The organism is Herbiconiux liangxiaofengii, assembly GCF_041927335.1.
In the GTDB taxonomy this organism is placed as follows: Bacteria; Actinomycetota; Actinomycetes; order Actinomycetales; family Microbacteriaceae; genus Herbiconiux; species Herbiconiux liangxiaofengii.
This window is the reverse complement of record NZ_JBHFHD010000002.1, coordinates 22,982-41,849: the sequence shown is the minus strand read 5'-3', so window position 1 is coordinate 41,849 and position 18,868 is coordinate 22,982. Positions and strand designations below refer to the sequence as shown.

Sequence of the window (18,868 nt, the reverse complement as noted above, 5' to 3'; positions counted from 1 at the left end):
GAAAGCAGCCAGCTGGCATCGAGGACCGCCGCAGCCACCGACCGACCCCGCGTGACGGTGGCGGATGCGACGATGGAGACATGCCCGCCACCCCGCCTCCCAGCTGGCGCGCCGTGGTTCACGAGCTGTCGGCGACCGGCGCATCCGCGACGCCGGGCGACGAGCCGAGCACCCCGATGGGCCTGCAGTTCGAGGTGCGCGAGGAGGCCCCGCGCGACCACGACCGCTGGCGCGGGCCCAGCACCCGGGCCGCCACCACCGGGCAGCGGCGGGGCGGCGGCCGGGCGCCGCGGCGGCTCGCGGTGCGGCCGGTCATCCGCTCGGGGTCGGGCGCGTTCGTGAAGGCGAACGTCACCTGGGGCTCGTTCACCCACCAGGTGAACCGGCTGGCGCTCGAACCGTCGCACCACCGCTGGTTCGCGCAGTTCGCCGCCCTGCACCGGGCCACCCGGCCCTCCCACGCCGTGCCCGAGACAGACTGGCTCACCCTCGACGACTTCCTCAGCCCCCTGCTCTGGCAGTTGCTCGACGAGGCCGAGCGGTTGGGTATCGCCCTGCTCACCTCGGCGAAGGGCGGTTCGGTCGAGGTGAGCGGATGCGCGTCCGTCTCCTTCGAGGCCGGCCGCGCGAGCGAGTCGGGCCTGGTGCTCACCCCGCTGGTCACCTTCGGCAAGGCGGAAGCGCCGACAGAGGCTGGGGACGCCGCCACCTGGCCCGCCCACGACGCCGGCCCCCTCGGCGACCACGGCCTCTACGCCTACGACCTCGCCGACCCGAAGCATCCGCGCATCTGCCTCGCCCCCACCGCGCATCCCCTCACCGCCGAGCAGCGCAACGCCCTGGGCCGGCCGCCGCTCACCGTGCCCGCCGCCGACACCGCCCAGTTCTTCGACGAGTACTACCCCACCCTGCGCCGCGGCATCGAGATCACCAGTACCGCCGGCGACGTCGAGCTGCCCGAGGTCGAACCTCCGACGCTGGTGCTCACCGCCCGCTTCCACGCCGACGACGTGCTCACCCTGGACTGGGACTGGGTGGGCCTCCGCGACGAACGCGCCGAACGCGACATCCGGGGGGCCACTGCCGCCGAGCTCGATGCCGTGCTCGTGCGGTTCCCGCTCGGCCGCACCCTCGACATCGACGACCAGGCACCCCCGGTCACCCTCGACGGCGTGACCGCAGCCGCCTTCGCCGAGAAGGCCCTGCCCGCCCTCGACGCCCTGCCGCACGTGCGCGTCGACGTGATCGGCCCTCGCCCGGCCTACCGCGAGCTCACCGGCCATCCGGATGTCTCGGTCACCTCGGTCGAGACCCTCAAGCGCGACTGGTTCGACCTCGGCATCGTGGTGAACATCAACGGGTACCGGGTGCCGTTCGGCCCGCTGTTCAAGGCTCTCGCCAAGGGTCGCACCAAGCTGATCATGGTCGACAAGACCTACCTCTCGCTCGAGCATCCGGCGTTCGACCGCCTGCGCGAGCTGCTCGAGGAGTCCACCACGCTCGACGAGTGGGAGACGGGCCTGCGCGTGAGCCGGCACCGGGCGGCCGCGTTCGCCGAGTTCGTCGACGAGGCCGACGAGAGTCCGGATGCGGTGGCCTGGCGCGAGGCCGTCCGCGCGGCCGTGCAGCTGAGCACGTCGACGGATGTCGCGGTGCCCGCCACCCCCGTTCCCTCAGGCGTCGCGGCCACCCTCCGCCCCTACCAGAAAGCCGGATTCGACTGGCTGGCGTTCCTGCTGCAGCACGGTCTCGGCGGCATCCTGGCCGACGACATGGGGCTGGGCAAGACGCTGCAGACGCTGGCGTTGGTGGCGCACGCGCGCGCGGGGGCGGTCGCGCGCGCCGGGGCGGATGCAGGGTCCGGGCCCGCTCGCCCGGCCGGCGCCGCGGGTTCCGGCGCGCATCCGCCGCCCTTTCTCGTGGTGGCCCCGACCTCGGTGGTCTCCACCTGGCAGAACGAGGCCGCGCGCTTCACCCCCGGCCTGGCGGTGACGGCGATCGGCTCGACGCAGGGCAGCATCCGCTCGCTCGCCGACACCGTCGCGGGTGCCGACCTCGTGGTGACGAGCTACGCCCTGTTCCGGCTCGACGCCGCGCACTACCGGGCCCTGCCGTGGGCCGGGCTCATCCTCGACGAGGCGCAGTTCGTGAAGAACCACACCTCCAAGGCGCACGAGGCGGCGCGCGCGCTCGATGTGCCGTTCCGCCTCGCCATCACCGGAACCCCGCTCGAGAACAACCTGCTCGAGCTCTGGGCGCTGCTCGACATCGTGGCGCCGGGGCTGTTCCCCTCGGCCACGCGGTTCGCCGAGCGGTTCCAGCGCCCCATCGAGCGGGGCATCGACGCGCGGGCGCTCGCCACGCTGCGGGAGCGCATCCGGCCGTTCCTCTTGCGGCGCACGAAAGACGCGGTCGCACCCGAGCTGCCGGCCAAGCAGGAGCAGGTGCTCACCGTGGAGCTCTCGCCCGCGCACCGCCGCCTCTACGACACCGTGCTGCAGCGCGAACGCCAGAAGCTCTTCGGCCTGATCGACGACCTCGACCGCAACCGGTTCATCGTGTTCCGCTCGCTCACCCTGCTCCGGATGCTCAGCCTCGACGCCACCCTCATCGACGACGCCCATTCGGCCATCCCCTCGTCGAAGCTCGACGTGCTGGTGGAGCAGCTGCACGAGGTGATCGGCGAGGGGCACCGCTCGCTCGTGTTCAGTCAGTTCACGAGCTACCTCGCGAAGGTGGCGGCGCGGCTCGACGCGGAGGGCATCGCCTACGAGTACCTCGACGGGTCGACCCGCAAGCGGTCCGAGGTGATCGACGCCTTCCGCTCGGGCACGGCGCCCGTGTTCCTGATCAGCCTGAAGGCCGGCGGATTCGGGTTGACGCTCACGGAGGCCGACTACGTCTACCTGCTCGATCCGTGGTGGAACCCGGCGTCGGAGGCCCAGGCGATCGACCGCACCCATCGCATCGGGCAGCGGCATCCGGTGAACGTGTACCGGCTGGTGGCGGCCGACACCATCGAGCAGAAGGTGATGACCTTGAAGGAGCAGAAGGGTGAGCTCTTCGACGCGGTGCTCGACGACGACGCGCTCTTCGCGCGGGCGCTCACGGCCGACGACCTGCGGTCGCTGCTCGCGTAGAGCGAATGCGACGGGTGCGGATGCCGCGGGCTGGGATGATTCAGGGGTGAGCGATATCGAGATGGCGGCGATCGACGGCGGCACGGTGGTGCTGCAGGATGCGCGGCTGAAGACGCGGCGCACCGTCGAGCTCGAGCCGTTCGAGCTCGGGGTGTTCGCCGTCACCGAGGAGCTCGTGGCCGAGCTGCTGGGGGTGACGTCGAACCACCCGCGGCGCCCGGCCGTCGACGTGAGCTGGCTGCGCGCCGTGCGTCTCTGCAACGCGGCGTCGGAGTGGGAGGGGCTCGACCTCGCGTATTCGTTCGACGGCGAGAGCGTCTCCTGGCACGTCGACTCCGACGGCTACCGCCTGCCCACAGAGGCCGAGTGGGAGCACGCCTGCCGCGCCGGATCGACCACGCCGCAGTACGGCCCCCTCGAGGAGATCGCGTGGACCAGCGCCGACGGCGTGACCGCACCCCAGGATGTGGGCGGCAAGTACCCGAATCTCAACGGCCTCTTCGACACCCTCGGCAACGCCTGGGAGTGGTGCTGGGACCTGTTCGACCCGGAGCGCTACGACGACTACCGGGTGTTCCGGGGCGGTGGCTTCGCCGACGACGCCTGGAGCGTGCGCGCCTCGGAGCGGCGCGGGGCCGCCCCCCGAACCCGGCACCCCGACGTGGGCCTCCGCCTGGCCCGCGGCCCCCACGCCGCGTAGCGCCGGGGGCGGGGGCTACGCGAGCTGGCGGGCGGGGGCTACGCGAGCTGCGGCTCGAGCGCGGCGAGCGGCGTGTGCGCGAAGCGCGGGAACGCCGCCGCCGTGGGAGCGTGCGTGAGGTGACCGTCGACCGTGGAGACCGCCGGCGCGAGCGCGGCATCCCGAGCCACCGCCTCGCGCCAGCCGAGGTCGGCCAGCCGCACCACGTAGGGCAGGGTGGCGTTGGTGAGGGCCGCCGTCGAGGTGGCCGGCACGGCACCGGGCATGTTGGCCACGCAGTAGAAGGTCGCGCCCTCCACGAGGTAGGTGGGGTCGTCGTGCGTGGTGGGGTGGGAGTCTTCGAAGCAGCCGCCCTGGTCGATCGCGATGTCGACGAGCACGGCGCCCCGCTTCATCCGCGACACCAGCTCGTGCGAGACCAGTTTGGGCGCCGCCGCCCCGGGAACCAGCACGGCCCCGATCACGAGGTCGGCCTCGAGAACGCTCCGCTCGACCTCGAAGGCGTTGGACACCACGGTCTTCACGCGCCCGCCGAACACCTCGTCGATGTGCCTGAGCCGCGGGATGGAGAGATCGAGCACCGTGACGTCGGCACCGGCTGCCACAGCCTGCTGCACGGCGTTCACCCCGGCCTGCCCGCCCCCGATCACGCTCACCTTCGCGGGCCGCACCCCGGGAACCCCGCCGAGCAGCACGCCGCGCCCGCCCTGCGACCCCATCAGGTGGTAGCTGCCCACCATCACCGAGAGCCGGCCCGCCACCTCGCTCATCGGGGCGAGCAGCGGCAGCGATCCGTCGGCGAGCTGCACGGTCTCGTAGGCGATCGACGTCGCCTTCGACGTGAGCAGCGCCTCCACGAGCGGCTCGGCCGCCGCGAGGTGCAGGTAGGTGAAGATCAGCTGACCCTCGCGCATCCGCCCGTATTCGGGGGCGATCGGCTCCTTCACCTTCACCACCATGTCGGCCGCCCACACGGCGTCGACGTCGACAACGGATGCCCCGGCCGCCTCGAACTCCTCGTCGGCGATGGCCGAACCGACACCCGCACCACGCTCCACCCGCACCGTGTGGCCGTGCTTCACCAGCTCGAACACCCCCGATGGCGTCATGGCCACGCGGAACTCGTTGTTCTTGATCTCTTTGGGCACACCGATGATCACGGCCGACTCCTCTGCACTGAGCGAACGACCCCTGCCGTTCGTGACATGGCTCGATTATCGAGCGATCGGCCCAGAGATGTCACGGATGCCGCATATTATTCGGTAGAAGGCTCCACACGTGCAGCCGGATTCGGAGCTTCGCCATGACCACCCAGATCGACGAAATCGACGAGCGCATCGTCTGGGAGCTCTGCCGCGAGGCGCGCCTGCCCAACAAGGAGTTGGCCGAACGCGTGGGCATCGCTCCGTCGACCTGTCTCGTGCGCGTTCGGGCGCTGCACGCGGCCGGGGTGCTGAGGTCGTTCAACGCGCAGCCCGACTGGGAGTCGCTCGGGCTCCCCATCCAGGCCATCGTGCAGGTGCGGCTGAAGGCCCAGGCGCGGGCGCAGATCAAGACCTACGCGCAGCGGGTGATCACCCTGCCGAACGTGCTGAACGTGTTCTTCCTCGGCGGGGCCGACGACTTCCTCATCCATGTGGCGTGCACGTCGACGGGTCAGCTGCGCGACTTCGTGGCCACCGAGCTGAGCATGGACAACTCGGTCGCCTCGACCCAGACCAACATCGTGTTCGACCACCTCATCGGGGTGCAGCACATGCAGCAGGGCAGCTCGTGGAGCGAGGTGCGCGAGGCCCTCTGACCCGCGGCCCGCGACCCGCGGCGCCCCCGCGAGGGGTCAGAGCCAGAAGCCCTCGTGCACCGCGGTAGCCCCGGGAAGCGCCACCGGGCCGACGACTTCCACCGGACGGCCACCGCGCGCGAACACCTCCCGCGAGGGCAGCGCCAGCGTGGGCACGCCCTCCTGCGCCGCCACGATGTCGCGCAGCCCCTCCTCCGAGAGGGCGAACACCACCCGGGGGATGTCGGCCCAGTAGATCGCCCCCGTGCACATCGCGCACGGCTCCGTGCTCGTGTAGAGCGTCGCCGTGGCGAGCTCGTCGCGCTCGAGTGCCTGGCCCGCGTCGCGCACGAGGTTGGTCTCGGCATGGCCGATCGGGTCGTGCCCGGTGTTCACGGTGTTCATCGCCTCGACCACGCGTCCGTCGCCGGTGACCAGCAGCGCGCCGAACGGATGATCGCCACGCTCGCGCGCCGCCCGGGCCAGGTCGACGGCCCGTTCCAGCCGCGAGAGATCGTCGGGGGCGAGAGCGTCGGGAGCCAGGGCGTCAGTCATCCCGCAAGCCTGGCACACCCGCATCCCGCCCCCACCGAACCAGATCCGTCAATTTTGGCCCCAAAACGCGCTTTTTGGGGCGGAAAGTGACGGATCTGGTGTGCCCACGCCATGGGGGTGTGCTCACGCCTTGGGGTGTGCTCACCCCTTGGGGGTGGTCAGGCCTCGAGGGGGACGTGCTCCTCGTCGGGCGGTCGGACTGCGCCCGTACGGCGGCGGATGGCCAGCGCCACCAGCGGGTAGATCAGCACCGACAGCATCCCGGCCCCCACCAGCGCCGACGCCGTGCCCGCCTCGAGCACCCCCTGCTCGAGCCCGATGCCCGTCACCGCCACGATGATCGGCAGCCCGGTGGCACTGAACAGCCCGATGGCGATGCGGTCGCGAACGGATGCGCGGGCCGGCGCCGCGAGCAGGCCCGGCAGACCGCGCACCACGAGCAGCAGCAGGGCGAACACCGGCAGCAGCACCAACGCCGTCGGGTCGTCGACGAGGGCCGCGAGGTCGAACGTGATACCCGTGTAGATGAAGAAGATCGGCACCAGGAAACCGAACGCCACGGCCTCGAGCTTGGCGTCGACCAGCTCGAGATCAGGCTTCGCCGCCCCCGACAGCAGCACCCGGCACAGCACCCCGGCGGCGAAGGCGCCGAGCAGCATGTCCAGACCGAGCACCACGCTCAGCACGGTGAGCGCCGCGATCACCAGCAGCACCAGGCGCACGGCGAACTGCCCGCTGGTGTGCAGCGTGGCCGTGACGATGCGGTGCAGTCCCACATGGGGCCCGCGTGAGGCGGCCCAGATGCCGAGGGCGGCCACGACGGCGAAGGCGATCAGCACCACGGCGGCGATGGCCGGCGAGCGCCCGCTGAGAAAGAGCGAGATGGCGATCAGCGGGCCGAACTCGCCCACGGCTCCCACCGCCGTGATGGCGCGCCCGAAGGGGGTCGAGAGCTCGCCGGCGTCTCGCAGCATCGGCATGATGGTGCCGAGCGCGGTGGAGGTGAGCGCCACCCCGATGAACACGGCCGCCTCGACCGTCGGCGCGAGCAGCAGCCCCAGCCCGATGGCGGCGACGAGCGAGATGGCCCAGCCGATGCCGGCGCGGGCGAGCGGCCGCCCCGCGATGGCCGCGAAGTCGATCTCGCGCCCCGCCATGAAGAACAGCAGTGCCAGGCCGAAGTCGGCGATCGCCGCGGTGAAGGGCGCCGCCCCCACCCAGCCGAGCACGCTCGGCCCCACCAGGATGCCGAGCAGGATCTCGAACACCACCAGCGGCACGCGGGCCACCCGTCCCACCAGCGCAGCCACCAACGGGGCGAGTGCCGCCAGCCCCGCGACCACGACGACCCCCACCGCATCCGCCCCGTTCATGCCCCCACCCTGGCACACCCCCGCGACTCGTCCCGAAACGGCGCGACACGCCGCATCCAGGCCGGATTCGGGACGAGTCGCGGGGGGCGAGGGGTCAGGGGAGGTGGCGCTCCTCGGGGCCGTTGTAGGCCGAGAGCGGGCGGATGAGCGCGTTCGAGGCGAGCTGCTCCATGATGTGCGCCGTCCAGCCCACGACCCGCGACGCCACGAACAGGGGCGTGAACATCTCGGTGTCGAAGCCCATCAGGTGGTACGCCGGCCCCGAGGGGTAGTCGAGGTTCGGCTGGATGGCCTTGCGCGCCTGCATCGCGTCGTTCAGGGCATCGTAGAGCGCGAGCACGTCGGGCCGGTCGTATTCCACCACGAGGGTCTCCAACGAGGCCTTCATGGTGGGCACGCGCGAGTCGCCGTTCTTGTACACGCGGTGGCCGAAGCCCATGATCTTCTTCTTCGACGCCAGCGCCTCGTCGAGCCATCCCTCGGCCTCGGAGGCCGTTCCGATCTCGGCGAACACGTGCATCACGGCCTCGTTCGCGCCTCCGTGCAGCGGGCCCTTGAGGGCTCCGATGCCGGCCACCACGGCCGAGTACAGGTCGGACAGCGTCGACGTGACCACGCGCGCGGTGAACGTCGAGGCGTTGAAGGAGTGCTCGGCGTAGAGGATCATCGACACGTCGAAGGCCTTCACCACCACATCCGACGGCACCTCGCCGAAGGTCATCTTCAAGAAGTTGGCCGAGTAGCCGAGCGTCTCGTCGGGCTCCACGAGCTCCTGGCCACGGCGGCGGCGCTGGTCGTACGCCACGATCGCGGGCAGCGCCGCGAGCAGGCGCACCGACTTGGCGAGGTTGCCGGCCGGCGATGCGTCGTCCCACGCGGGGTCGAGGGCGCCGATCACGCTCACGGCCGTGCGCACCACGTCCATCGGGTGGGCGGTGAGCGGCAGCTCGTCGATCACCCGCCGCACGGCCGGGTCGAGGGCCCGCTGGCCGCGCTCGGCGGCCTCGAACGCCTCGAGCTCGGCCGCCGACGGCAGCTCGCCGTTCCAGAGCAGGTAGGCCACCTGCTCGAAGCTGCAGGATGCCGCCAGCTCCTGCACGGGGTAGCCCCGGTAGAGCAGCGAGTTGGTCTCGGGGTTCACCTTCGACACGGCCGTGTGGTCGACGACCACTCCGGCGAGGCCTTTGCGGATCTCTGGTTCGGTACTCATGTCACTCCCTCGTGAAAGCGGTGAAAGTCGTGAAAGCGGTGATGCGGCAGGCAGCGCTCACCGCGCATCCGGAACATCGAAGTCGAACACCGAGGTGTCGAAGGCGTTGTAGGCCGCGTAGTCGAGCAGTTCGTACAGCCTCGCACGCGTCTGCATGGTGGCGACCTCGCTCTTCAGTGAACCTTCGGCGACCAGCGCGTCGAGCCCGCGCTCGGCGGCGCCCATCGCGATGCGCAGCAGCGACACCGGGAAGATGACGAGGTTCGCGCCCACCGACTCGAGCTGCTGCACCGAGAACAGCTCGCTCTTGCCGAACTCCGTCATGTTCGCCAGCATCGGCACGTCGATCGCGGCCCGCATGGCCTCGAACTCGTCCAGCGAGGCCATCGCCTCGGGGAAGATCGCGTCGGCCCCCGCGTCGACGAGTTGCTTGGCACGGTCGATCGCCGCGCCGAGCCCGTCGACGGCCCGGATGTCGGTGCGCGCCATGATGAGCAGGTTCGGGTCGCGCCGCGCGTCGACGGCGGCCCGGATGCGCTTCACCGCCGTGTCGGCGTCGACCACCGCCTTGCCGTCGAGGTGTCCGCAGCGCTTGGGGTTCACCTGGTCCTCGATGTGCAGGCCCGACACCCCGGCGTCTTCCAGCGTCTGCACGGTGCGCGCCACGTTCATCGGCTCGCCGAAGCCGGTGTCGGCGTCGATCAGCGTGGGCAGGTTCGTCATGCGCGAGATCTGGCCGCCGCGGGTCGCCACCTCGGTGAGCGTGGTGAGGCCGATGTCGGGGAAGCCGAGGTCGGCGGCGATCACGGCACCGGAGATGTACACGCCGTCGAAGCCCTTCTCCTCGATCAGCCGGGCGCTCAGCGGGTTGAAGGCGCCGGGCATCCGGAGCAGGCGGCCCGAGGCGAGCGCCGAGCGGAAGGCCGCGCGCTTCTCGTGGGCCGGGAGGGTGGAGTACAGCATCAGAAGAGTCCCTTCGGGGTGGGGATGGCCTCGAGAAGGCCCGGCCGGGCCACCACGTTGAGCTCGCGCACCTCGGCCACCGTGAGCGACGGCAGTCGCTCGGCGAGGGAGAGGAACCGCTCGATCTCGGCCTCCTCGATCACGCCGGCGGCCAGGGTTCTGAACTTCGCGACGTAATCCGCCCGTGCGAACGGGCGTGCCCCCAGCGGATGCGCATCCGCCACCGCGATCTCGTCGACCACGGTGCGGCCGTCGGCGAGCACGATCTCGACGCGGCCGCCGAACGCCTTCTCGGCGGGGTCGAGCGAGTGGTAGCGACGCGTCCACTCGGCGTCTTCGAGCGTCTGCACCTTGTGCCAGAGCTCGACCGTGTCGGGGCGGGCGGCGCGTGCCGGGGCGTACGAGTCGACGTGGTGCCAGGCCCCGTCCTGCAGCGCCACCGTGAAGATGTACGGGATGGAGTGGTCGAGCGTCTCGCGCGAGGCCGTGGGGTCGTACTTCTGCGGGTCGTTCGCTCCCGAGCCGATCACGTAGTGGGTGTGGTGGCTGGTGTGGATGGTGATGCTCGCCACGTTCGCCGGGTCGACGAGCTCCGGGTGCTCGCGGTTGAGCTTGCGGGCCAGGTCGATCCAGGCCTGCGCCTGGTACTCGGCCGAGTGCTCCTTCGTGTAGGTGTCGAGGATGGCGCGCTTGGCCTCGCCCGCGGCCGGCAGCGGCACCTGGTACCGCGCATCCGGGCCGTCGAGCAGCCACGCGATCACGCCGTCCTCTCCCTCGTAGATGGGGGTGGGGCTGGTCTGGCCGCGCATCGCCCGGTCGACGGCCTCGACCGCCATCTTGCCCGCGAAGGCGGGGGCGTGCGCCTTCCAGGTGGAGATCTCGCCCTTCCGCGACTGACGGGTGGCGGTGGTGGTGTGCAGCGCCTGACCCACGGCCTGGAAGATCGTCTCGGCATCGAGGCCGAGCATCGTGCCGATCCCGGCGGCGGCCGACGGGCCGAGATGCGCCACGTGGTCGATCTTGTGCTTGTGCAGGCTGATGGCCTTCACGAGGTCGACCTGGATCTCGTAGCCGGTCGCGATGCCGCGCACGAGGTCGGCGCCGTTGCAGCCCACGTGCTGGGCCACCGCCAGGATCGGCGGGATGTTGTCGCCGGGGTGCGAGTACTCCGCCGCGAGGAAGGTGTCGTGGTAGTCGAGCTCCCGTACGGCCACGCCGTTCGCCCAGGCCGCCCACTCGGGGCTGTACCCCCCGGTGACACCGAACACGGATGCGCCCGGCGCGTACGGGTGGTCGAGTGCCTGAGAGCGAGCCGCCACCCCGGGCCCACGGGTGATGCTCGCCACGGCGACGGCCGCGTTGTCGATGAGGCGGTTGATCACCATCTCGGTCACCTCGTCGGTGACGGCCACGGGGTCGACGGCGACCTCGGCGATCTTCCAGGCCAGCTGGCCCTCGCGGGGCAGGTTCTCGTCGCTTCGGTGCACGCGGACGTCGTGGAGGTTCATCGGGCGGTGGCGCCTTTCTCGGGAGTGGTGGGGTCGAGCTGGGAGGTCGGGAGGGAGCCGAGGGTGGCGCGGAGGCTCCGCGCCAGATGCACCCGGGTGGCATCGGCCGCCAGCTGCGGGTCGCCGTCGACGATCGCGTCGACGATGAGCAGGTGCTCCCGGGCGGCCTCGAGCAGGCGCGCCGGGTTGTCGTGCGAGAGGCGACGGATGCGCACGAGGTGCGTGCGCACCCCGGCGAGCGCCTGCACGAGGTAGGGGTTCTGCACCGCGCCGTCGACGGCCGCGTCGAAGCGCGCCACCAGGTCGTAGTAGGCGTGCCGGCCCGGATCGGGGTCGGCCAGCAGCGCCGGCACCTCCCGCAGCTCGTCCTGCAGCCGGCGGAACACCCGTTCGTCGCGGCGCCGCGCGGCCAGGGCCGCGGCCTCGGTCTCGAGCCCCCGGCGCAGCTCGAACAGCTCGCTGACGTTCGCCGCCGACACCGGGGAGACGATCAGCCCTCGGCCGCCCTGCGGCTCCACGAGACCGTCGGCCACGAGCCGCGCGAGGGCCTCGCGAACCGGCGTGCGGGAGAGCCCGAGGCGTGCCGCGAGATCGACCTCGGCGAGCACGGTGGCCGGCGCCAGCTGCCACGAGAGAATCTCGGAACGCAGGGCCGCGTAGACCGTGTCGCTCGCGCGGGCCATCACGCGCATCCGCTCTCTGTATACATCGCGGCCAATCTACGCCGCTTCGAGGGCTCGATCAAGGCCCTTTGTATACAGCGGCGCGCGCAGGGCAACCGCAGTACGTTCGTGCTCATGACGTTCAACCCCAACGCCAAGATCGATTCGGGCAAGGTCTCCAAGCGTGGGCGCACGGCGGCCATCGGAGGCGGCAGCGTGGTGGTCGTGGTGGGGCTGTTCCTGCTCTCCCAGCTGCTCGGGGTCGATCTGACCGGCCTCGCGGGCGGGTCGCAGGGCTCCGACAGCGCCCAGGACAGCGCGGTCTCGTGCGAGACCGGCGCCGACGCGAACGCGAGCGTCGACTGCCTGATCACCGGGGCCGCCACCTCCCTCGACGTGTACTGGACCGCCCACGCGGCCGCCGTGGCGGCGCAGTACCGGTCGCCGGGCGACGTCATCCTGTTCGACCAGTCGACGACCACCGGATGCGGCCAGGCCACCAGCGCGGTCGGCCCGTTCTACTGCCCGCCCGACGAGCAGATCTACCTCGACACCGAGTTCTTCGACGAGCTGCGCACCCGGTTCGGGGCCAGCGGGGGAACGCTGTCGCAGATGTATGTGATCGCGCACGAGTGGGGGCACCACATCCAGAACCTGACCGGCGTGCTCGCGTCGGAGAACTCCTCCGACACGGGGCCGGCCTCCGACTCGGTGCGCACCGAACTGCAGGCCGACTGCTACGCCGGCGCCTGGGTGGGAGCCGCGTCGACCATCGCCGACGAGAACGGCACCACCTTCCTCGAGCCGGTGACGAGCCAGCAGATCGCGGATGCACTGAACGCGGCCTCGGTGATCGGCGACGACCGCATCCAGCAGCAGAGCGGCGGGCAGGTGAACCCCGAGGCGTGGACGCACGGCTCGAGCCAGTCGCGGCAGACCTGGTTCGAGACCGGGCTCTCGGGCGGGCCGGCCTCGTGCGACACCTTCGCCGTGGGCGCCGACCGGCTCTGAGGCTCGCGTAGGCTTTTCGGGTGAACGACGACCAGCACCTGCCCCGCGGGCGCGCGAGCCTCGAGGTGCTGCGCGCCGAGGCGGCCGACGAGCTGAGCACGATCGTGCACGAGCGTCTGCTGGCGGGCGAAGACCCGTGGGACTTCATGGAGGAGCTGCCGAGCGTCGACGAGCTCGTGGTGTACCTGCTACGGGCCGACAACATCTCCTCGAACGGCGGGCGGATGCCCACCCCCGCGCGCAACTACCGGGTGCTGCGGCAGATCGCGCTCGATCACCCCGATCTCACGAGCTCGGTGTGGCGGCTCATCGGCGAGCACGACGCGCAGGCCCCGGGATCCGATCCCAGATCCGATCCCGGTGTGAATAACCGCAGAGCCGGCTGAAACGGGTTGAGACCGGCTCGCGGTCTCGGAAAGGTGGGGTGCTCCAACCGATACGGAAGGAGAGCTCATGCTCACCATCACCGAGAACGCCGGAACCGTCGTGAAGACCCTCGCCGATCGAGCCGCCATCGAGACCGCGGCCGACGCCCAGCCCGGGCTGCGCATCTCGAGCGCTGCCGACGGCAGCACCTTCGAGGTGGCGGTGGCCGAACGGCCGGCACCGAGCGACCAGGTGGTCTCCAGCGACGGGGCGCGGGTGTATCTGCAGGAGGAGGCCGCTCGCGTGCTCGACCGCATGGTTCTGGATGCGCGGGTCGATGAGGCCGGGTCGGTTCACTTCAGCGTGGCCGCTGCCGCCTGAGTCGCGTCGGACTCGCCGGGTTCGTGAAGGTGCGGTTCAGCGGCGGGTGAGCGCCACCAGGCGCTGCCAGAGACTCGGCCGCACCAGCGGCTCCGGGGTGCCCTCGAGCTCCTGCACCTGAACGTGGGAGGCCACCCGCATCGCGGGCACCTCGGCGGCCGGGCCGGAGGGCATGGCCGTGGCGCCGAAGCCGAGACCGCCGGCCAGGGCGGGGCGGCCCTCGGCCACCCACTCGAGATAGGCGGCGTACGGGTCGGACGGATCAGGGGCGACCGCGGTCGCGGCGCCACCGTCGCCGCGGCGGTAGTGCTTGGTGCCCATCTCGCCTCCCCTGAAGCAAATCGTCGTCTTCTCCGGGCAGTTTTGCACGCCGTCGGAGAATTCGTTACTGGTTCGTTGCGGGTTGTCTCATCGGTGGGGATGTGCGGGGGCTCGGCCGTCAGGCCGTGAGGCGCAGTTCTTCGAGCAGCTCGTCGAACGACAGGGTGAGGCCGTCGCCGCGGCAGTCGCGGCAGAAGGCGAACTCGTCGTCGAAGACGCTCTGCACCGGGTCGGCGCCCGAGCCGGCGCAGCGTTCGCAGGTGTCCATGTTGTCCATGCGGATATTGTGCGCCGCCCCACCGACATCCCCGCCCGCCACGCCGGGCACCCCCGTTTCCCCCAGGTGCGGGCGATGGGGAGATCTCCCCATCGCCCCCGGACGGCCCGCTGCCTACGCTCGAACCCGAGCAAGGGACGGCACACGATGGCAGCGCGCGACGCACGGAACGACGAGGCGTTCGAGGACTTCCTCTGGGAGATCGACGTCACCCGCCGCCGCCCCGCGCCCGGCCCGGCCCGCGACCTGAGCGCCGCGCCCTCGGCGCAGCCGCGCCCGCCCGCGCCGGCCACGGGCCGCACACCGCGCTTCGCCCGCCCCGAGCTCACCACCCGCCGTGAACGCTTCACGTCGAGCCTCGTCGTGCAGGCCACCGCGGGCGGACTGCTCGTCGGTGGTACCGCGGCACTCGTGGCCTTCGCCCTCATCCGCTGACCGTCACAGAACGGGTGAACGCGCGGCGGAGGCGCGCCCGGAGGGCGGGCCAGGGGGTGGGTACGGGAAACGCCCCCGCCGGGGCGGGGGCGCATCCGTTGTTCGGGTGAGGGTGGGGCTGCGGGTCAGAGGCCGAAGGCCGCGCCCGTGTGGGCGGGAACCCCGGCAGCGGCGGCCGCCACGTCGTCCTCGGCGGTCGAGCCGGTCCAGCGGTCTTCGCCGTCGACGTGGGAGCCGGCCGTCGAGCCGGCGGCACGGGCCGCGGCCACCCGCTCGGCGTGGCTGGGCGGGTTGCTCGGCACGCCGGCGGGGCGCTTGGAGTCGTTGATCTCGCGCAGGGCGGGCACGATCTCCTCGGCCAGGATGTCGATCTGCTCGAGCACGGTCTTCAGCGGCAGGCCGGCGTGGTCGATGAGGAACATCTGGCGCTGGTAGTCGCCGACGTGGTCGCGCATCGTGGCGTAGCGGTCGATGATCTGCTGCGGCGAACCGACGGTGAGCGGGGTCTGCTCGGTGAAGTCCTCCATCGAGGGGCCGTGACCGTACACCGGGGCGTTGTCGAAGTAGGGGCGGAACTCGTTCCAGGCGTCCTGCGAGTTCTTACGGGCGAAGAACTGGCCGCCGAGGCCCACGATCGCCTGGTCGCGACGGCCGTGGCCGTAGTGCTCGAAGCGGTTGCGGTAGAGCGTCACCATCTGCTCGGTGTGCTCGATGGGCCAGAAGATGTTGTTGTGGAAGAAGCCGTCACCGTAATAGGCCGCCTGCTCGGCGATCTGCGGGCTGCGGATGCTGCCGTGCCAGACGAACGGGGGAACGCCGTCGAGCGGCCGGGGCGTCGCGGTGAAGCCCTGCAGCGGGGTGCGGAACTTGCCCTCCCAGTCGACGACCTCCTCTTCCCAGAGGCGGCGCAGCAGGGCGTAGTTCTCGACCGCGAGCGGCAGGCCGGCGCGGATGTCCTTGCCGAACCAGGGGTAGACGGGGCCGGTGTTGCCGCGGCCCATCATGAGGTCCATGCGGCCGTTCGAGATGACCTGCAGCATCGCGTAGTCCTCGGCGATCTTCACCGGGTCGTTCGTGGTGATGAGCGTCGTGGCGGTGGACAGGATGATGTTCTTGGTGGTGCCGGCGAGGTAGCCGAGCAGAGTGGTGGGCGACGAGACCACGAAGGGCGGGTTGTGGTGCTCGCCCTGGGCGAAGACATCCAGGCCCGCCTGGTCGGCGTGCTGGGCGATCGTCAGGATGGCACGGGTGCGCTCCGTGTCGTCAGGGGTGCGGCCCGTCGTGGGGTCGGTGGTGACGTCGCCGACGGTGAAGATTCCGAACTGCATGAGGTGCGACCTTTCCTAAGATCTATGCGTTTGCATGTATCTCGTTGAACCGACCCTAGCGCAGTTCTATTCCCGGGGCTCCACGCTCAGGCATTACGTCGCTTATTCCAGGCCTCAAATGCGTTAGTGCATGCATACACAAACGTTAGGAACGCGATGTCTCGCCCTCTTCCGATTCGCGTCTCCGCCGCCGCGGTAGAGATGGGCGAGCATCTGACCGCCTGGCGAAAGCTGCAGACCCTCACGGCGGCCGAGCTGGCCGAACGGGCGGGCATCTCGCGCTCGACGATGTCGAAGATCGAGCACGGCGACCCGGGTGTGAGCATCGGGGCGGTGCTGTCGGTCGCGCGGGCCCTGGGCGTGCTGGATGCGCTCGTCGGGTCGACCGACCCCTACACCACCGACCTCGGGCGCGCCCGGGCCGACCAGGCCCTCCCCGAACGTGTGCGGCGATGACCCGCGTCCTGGCCTACCTCGACCTCGACGGCGTGACGACGCAGGTCGGTGAGCTCTTCTCGACCGTTCGCCGGCGTCTGGTGGTCTCCTCGTTCGCCTACGGTCGCGATTACCTCGCGACCCGCGGCTCCTACGCGATCGAGCCCGCTCTGCCGTTGCACGCCGGTTCGCAGGCGCTGACCGGCGCGCTCCCCCGGGCCTTCGCCGACGCGTCTCCTGATCGGTGGGGGCGAGGCCTCATCGCCAAGCGCCATCGCGCCGAGGCCGGATGATCTGGCCGCCGTCAAGCTCCTGCTCGATGCCGGCACCGGCTCGCTCGGCGGCGCCAGGCCCAAGGCATCGGTGCGCGACGGCGAGCGACTGCTGATCGCGAAGTTCCCGCATCCGGGCGACGAGTGGGACGTGATGGCGTGGGAGAGCACCGCCCGCGCCTCGGCCGACCTGAGGCAGCTGTGGCGCCGGATCGCGTTCTCGATCGCTTCTCACAAAACCGACGACCACCTGCGCAATCACGGGTTCCTCCGCGAGCGCGCGGGCTGGGTGCTGTCTCCGGCCTTCGATCTCAACCCCGAACCGTCGCTCAGGGCTCAGCGCGTGACTTCAGTGGGCGGAGCCGACACTCCGGAGGACGAGGTTCGGGCGCTCCTCGCCTACGCCGACTCGTTCGACCTGACGCCGGCGGCCGCGAGAGCCGTCCTGTCCGAGGTGGTCGACGCGGTGAGCGGATGGCGCGATGCCGCCGGACGCAACGGCATCGGCCAGCGGGAGATCGAACGGTTCGCCCCGACCCTCGACTCGACGGTCGCAGCCGTATCTGCGGAGGCGAGCCATCCGTGACCACCGGGGCGGCTGCAGTTCGAAGCGGCCGGGCGCGGTGCGGGGTCAGGCCGGGGCGATGAGGGCGGCGCGCGCCGCGTCGGCGCCCGTCACCACGAGGGGCCAGGCAGGGCGCACGAGGTCGGCGGCGTCCAGGCGCAGGCGGCGCTCCTCCACCACCTCGCCCGGGCGGGGGCTGACGCGCGCGCTGCCGTTCGGCCGGTAGCCGAGTCGCGTCGACACGGCGAGCGATGGCGCGTTCCAGTCGAACGCGGCCGACTCGGCGACGGATGCGCCCAGCTCGTCGAACGCGAACATCAGCACGGCGGCCCGCATCTCGCTGCCGAGACCCTGGCCCTGCGCCGAACGGGTGAGCCACGAACCCGTCGACACCGTGCGGCGGGCGGCGAAGTCGTCGGCCTCCAGATCCTGCACGCCGATCGGCTGCCCGTTCCGCAGCACCACGAAGCTCAGCGCCCACGACTCCGGCCGCACCGCGGCACGCCGCCCCCACTGGAACTCGGCGAACGACCGACGCAACTCCGCCGGCTCGGCCTCGCTCCACGGGTGCAGGAACGGCATTTGCTCACCGTGGATGCCGGCGAGCGCCGCCTCGGTCACCCCGGCCAGGTCGTCGTCGCGCAGCACCCGCAGCACGAGCCGCGGGGTCTCGAGCCGCACTCCGAACAGCGGCCACACCGTCTCGATCGCCATCAGCGTGCACCTGCCTCAACAGGGCGGATGGCCTGGAGGGTGTAGCTGAGGGGCGCCGGGGGCGGCGTCGCCGTGAGCTCCCACTCGCCGTCGGGGCGCTCGCGCATCCGGCCGGGGAGCGCCTCCCACGGCACCGAGTCGTGCTCCACGAGCATCGTGAGCACGAGCCCCTGGCCGAGCAGCGCCGTCACGATCTCGCCGAGGCCGTGGTTCCACTCGTACGTGGTGGTGGAAGCGATGGTGCCTGGCGTGTCGACGTAGGTGCTGTCGTCGTCCCACTTCAGGGGCTCGCTCTGCTCGAAATAGGGGAAGCCGAGCGTGAGCGCATCCGTTCGCCGGTCGTCGATCGACCAGAGCACCGGATGCCCCTCCCGGAGGAACAGGCGCCCGCCGGGTGCCAGCAGGGCGGCCACCGTCGCGGCCCAGCGCTCGATCGACGGCAGCCAGCACAGCGCACCGATGCCCGTGTAGACCAGGTCGAAGGATGCTGGAGGCAGCACCGCCGCCGCCTCGTAGACGTCCGACTCCACGAACGTGACGGCGTCGCCCGTTCGCGCCACGAGGGCCCGGGCCGCCTCGATCGAGGCGTTCGAGAAGTCCAGGCCCACCACGTCGGCGCCGAGCCGCGCGAGCGAGAGGGTGTCGGTTCCGATGTGGCACTGCAGGTGCACCGCGCGGATGCCGCTCAGGTCGCCGAGTCGCGGCCGATCGAAGGCGACCACGTCGGACAGCCGGGTGCGGTCGGCCACGTAGCGATCGACGGCGTAGCCGGTGTCACCCGCCGCGTGCAGGGGTGCGCGGTCGTTCCAGTTGGCGCGGTTCGCGTCGAGGTAGTCGGTCATGGTGCGGCGGCTCCGTCTCTGCCGGCGCGG

General features: G+C 71.2%; 22 protein-coding genes. 10 read left to right on the top strand and 12 right to left on the bottom strand.

What is annotated here, in order from left to right; genetic code table 11:
• The first annotated feature begins 80 nt into the window (after window positions 1-80).
• Window positions 81-3,140 (top strand): DEAD/DEAH box helicase, encoded by a 3,060-nt coding sequence (locus tag ACEXOR_RS01090; protein WP_374847517.1) that lies wholly within the window; start codon window positions 81-83, stop codon window positions 3,138-3,140.
• A gap of 46 nt (window positions 3,141-3,186) precedes the next feature.
• Complete coding sequence (locus tag ACEXOR_RS01085) at window positions 3,187-3,840, top strand: formylglycine-generating enzyme family protein (RefSeq protein WP_374847516.1); 654 nt, start codon at window positions 3,187-3,189, stop codon at window positions 3,838-3,840.
• 38 nt (window positions 3,841-3,878) lie between these two features.
• On the opposite strand, the gene ald is transcribed toward ACEXOR_RS01085, so the two are convergent.
• Window positions 3,879-5,000, bottom strand: a complete 1,122-nt coding sequence (gene ald / locus ACEXOR_RS01080) for an alanine dehydrogenase (protein WP_374847515.1) — start codon at window positions 4,998-5,000, stop codon at window positions 3,879-3,881.
• A 143-nt stretch (window positions 5,001-5,143) separates the two neighbouring features.
• Between ald and ACEXOR_RS01075 the strand changes: the two genes are divergently transcribed.
• On the top strand, window positions 5,144-5,641 hold the full coding sequence (locus ACEXOR_RS01075; protein WP_374847514.1) for an Lrp/AsnC family transcriptional regulator: 498 nt from the start codon (window positions 5,144-5,146) through the stop codon (window positions 5,639-5,641).
• Window positions 5,642-5,677: 36 nt separating this feature from the next.
• Here the strand turns inward: ACEXOR_RS01075 and ACEXOR_RS01070 are convergent, their stop codons facing one another.
• From ACEXOR_RS01070 to ACEXOR_RS01045, 6 genes are all read right to left on the bottom strand, one after another.
• Window positions 5,678-6,175, bottom strand: coding sequence for a nucleoside deaminase (locus tag ACEXOR_RS01070; protein WP_374847513.1), 498 nt, complete (start codon window positions 6,173-6,175; stop codon window positions 5,678-5,680).
• Between the two features lie 158 nt (window positions 6,176-6,333).
• The gene (locus ACEXOR_RS01065; protein WP_374847512.1) at window positions 6,334-7,548 is read right to left on the bottom strand and encodes a cation:proton antiporter; all 1,215 of its coding nucleotides are present in this window, start codon (window positions 7,546-7,548) and stop codon (window positions 6,334-6,336) included.
• A 94-nt stretch (window positions 7,549-7,642) separates the two neighbouring features.
• A complete protein-coding gene (locus ACEXOR_RS01060; RefSeq protein WP_374847511.1) occupies window positions 7,643-8,758 on the bottom strand; it encodes a bifunctional 2-methylcitrate synthase/citrate synthase in 1,116 nt (371 codons plus the stop codon).
• Between the two features lie 57 nt (window positions 8,759-8,815).
• On the bottom strand, window positions 8,816-9,721 hold the full coding sequence (prpB, locus tag ACEXOR_RS01055) for a methylisocitrate lyase (RefSeq protein ID WP_374847510.1): 906 nt from the start codon (window positions 9,719-9,721) through the stop codon (window positions 8,816-8,818).
• Window positions 9,721-11,229, bottom strand: a complete 1,509-nt coding sequence (locus tag ACEXOR_RS01050) for an MmgE/PrpD family protein (protein ID WP_374847509.1) — start codon at window positions 11,227-11,229, stop codon at window positions 9,721-9,723. Before ACEXOR_RS01050 ends, prpB begins: the two co-directional genes overlap by 1 nt.
• Window positions 11,226-11,921 (bottom strand): GntR family transcriptional regulator, encoded by a 696-nt coding sequence (locus ACEXOR_RS01045; RefSeq protein WP_374847508.1) that lies wholly within the window; start codon window positions 11,919-11,921, stop codon window positions 11,226-11,228. The genes ACEXOR_RS01050 and ACEXOR_RS01045 overlap by 4 nt, the downstream gene beginning before the upstream one ends.
• Window positions 11,922-12,026: 105 nt before the next feature.
• Here ACEXOR_RS01045 and ypfJ point away from each other — a divergent pair, with 105 nt between their 5' ends.
• The 3 genes from ypfJ to ACEXOR_RS01030 all read left to right on the top strand — a co-directional run bounded on the left by ypfJ (window position 12,027) and on the right by ACEXOR_RS01030 (window position 13,649).
• The gene (ypfJ, locus tag ACEXOR_RS01040) at window positions 12,027-12,902 is read left to right on the top strand and encodes a KPN_02809 family neutral zinc metallopeptidase (RefSeq protein ID WP_374847507.1); all 876 of its coding nucleotides are present in this window, start codon (window positions 12,027-12,029) and stop codon (window positions 12,900-12,902) included.
• Window positions 12,903-12,922: 20 nt separating this feature from the next.
• Window positions 12,923-13,288 carry a tryptophan synthase subunit alpha gene (locus tag ACEXOR_RS01035; RefSeq protein WP_374847506.1) on the top strand — a complete coding sequence of 122 codons (366 nt, stop codon included), beginning with the start codon at window positions 12,923-12,925 and terminating at the stop codon, window positions 13,286-13,288.
• Window positions 13,289-13,355: 67 nt separating this feature from the next.
• Window positions 13,356-13,649, top strand: coding sequence for a Fe-S cluster assembly protein HesB (locus ACEXOR_RS01030; RefSeq protein ID WP_374847505.1), 294 nt, complete (start codon window positions 13,356-13,358; stop codon window positions 13,647-13,649).
• Window positions 13,650-13,685: 36 nt separating this feature from the next.
• On the opposite strand, the gene ACEXOR_RS01025 is transcribed toward ACEXOR_RS01030, so the two are convergent.
• On the bottom strand, window positions 13,686-13,970 hold the full coding sequence (locus ACEXOR_RS01025) for a hypothetical protein (protein ID WP_374847504.1): 285 nt from the start codon (window positions 13,968-13,970) through the stop codon (window positions 13,686-13,688).
• 118 nt (window positions 13,971-14,088) lie between these two features.
• A complete protein-coding gene (locus tag ACEXOR_RS01020) occupies window positions 14,089-14,247 on the bottom strand; it encodes a hypothetical protein (RefSeq protein ID WP_374847503.1) in 159 nt (52 codons plus the stop codon).
• Between the two features lie 147 nt (window positions 14,248-14,394).
• On the opposite strand from ACEXOR_RS01020, the gene ACEXOR_RS01015 reads away from it, so the two are divergent.
• A complete protein-coding gene (locus ACEXOR_RS01015) occupies window positions 14,395-14,682 on the top strand; it encodes a hypothetical protein (RefSeq protein ID WP_374847502.1) in 288 nt (95 codons plus the stop codon).
• Between the two features lie 125 nt (window positions 14,683-14,807).
• On the opposite strand, the gene ACEXOR_RS01010 is transcribed toward ACEXOR_RS01015, so the two are convergent.
• Window positions 14,808-16,010, bottom strand: coding sequence for an LLM class flavin-dependent oxidoreductase (locus ACEXOR_RS01010; RefSeq protein WP_374847501.1), 1,203 nt, complete (start codon window positions 16,008-16,010; stop codon window positions 14,808-14,810).
• Window positions 16,011-16,166: 156 nt separating this feature from the next.
• Here ACEXOR_RS01010 and ACEXOR_RS01005 point away from each other — a divergent pair, with 156 nt between their 5' ends.
• The 3 genes from ACEXOR_RS01005 to ACEXOR_RS00995 all read left to right on the top strand — a co-directional run bounded on the left by ACEXOR_RS01005 (window position 16,167) and on the right by ACEXOR_RS00995 (window position 17,303).
• Entirely contained in the window at window positions 16,167-16,466 is a 300-nt protein-coding gene (locus ACEXOR_RS01005) for a helix-turn-helix domain-containing protein (RefSeq protein WP_374847500.1), read from the top strand.
• The gene (locus ACEXOR_RS01000; RefSeq protein WP_374847499.1) at window positions 16,463-16,738 is read left to right on the top strand and encodes a HipA N-terminal domain-containing protein; all 276 of its coding nucleotides are present in this window, start codon (window positions 16,463-16,465) and stop codon (window positions 16,736-16,738) included. Before ACEXOR_RS01005 ends, ACEXOR_RS01000 begins: the two co-directional genes overlap by 4 nt.
• Window positions 16,739-16,808: 70 nt before the next feature.
• Window positions 16,809-17,303 (top strand): HipA domain-containing protein, encoded by a 495-nt coding sequence (locus tag ACEXOR_RS00995; RefSeq protein WP_374847498.1) that lies wholly within the window; start codon window positions 16,809-16,811, stop codon window positions 17,301-17,303.
• 45 nt (window positions 17,304-17,348) lie between these two features.
• Here ACEXOR_RS00995 and ACEXOR_RS00990 read toward each other — a convergent pair whose 3' ends face one another.
• On the bottom strand, window positions 17,349-17,996 hold the full coding sequence (locus tag ACEXOR_RS00990; RefSeq protein WP_374847497.1) for a GNAT family N-acetyltransferase: 648 nt from the start codon (window positions 17,994-17,996) through the stop codon (window positions 17,349-17,351).
• Window positions 17,996-18,838, bottom strand: coding sequence for a class I SAM-dependent methyltransferase (locus ACEXOR_RS00985; RefSeq protein WP_374847496.1), 843 nt, complete (start codon window positions 18,836-18,838; stop codon window positions 17,996-17,998). Before ACEXOR_RS00985 ends, ACEXOR_RS00990 begins: the two co-directional genes overlap by 1 nt.
• Window positions 18,839-18,868: the final 30 nt, after the last annotated feature.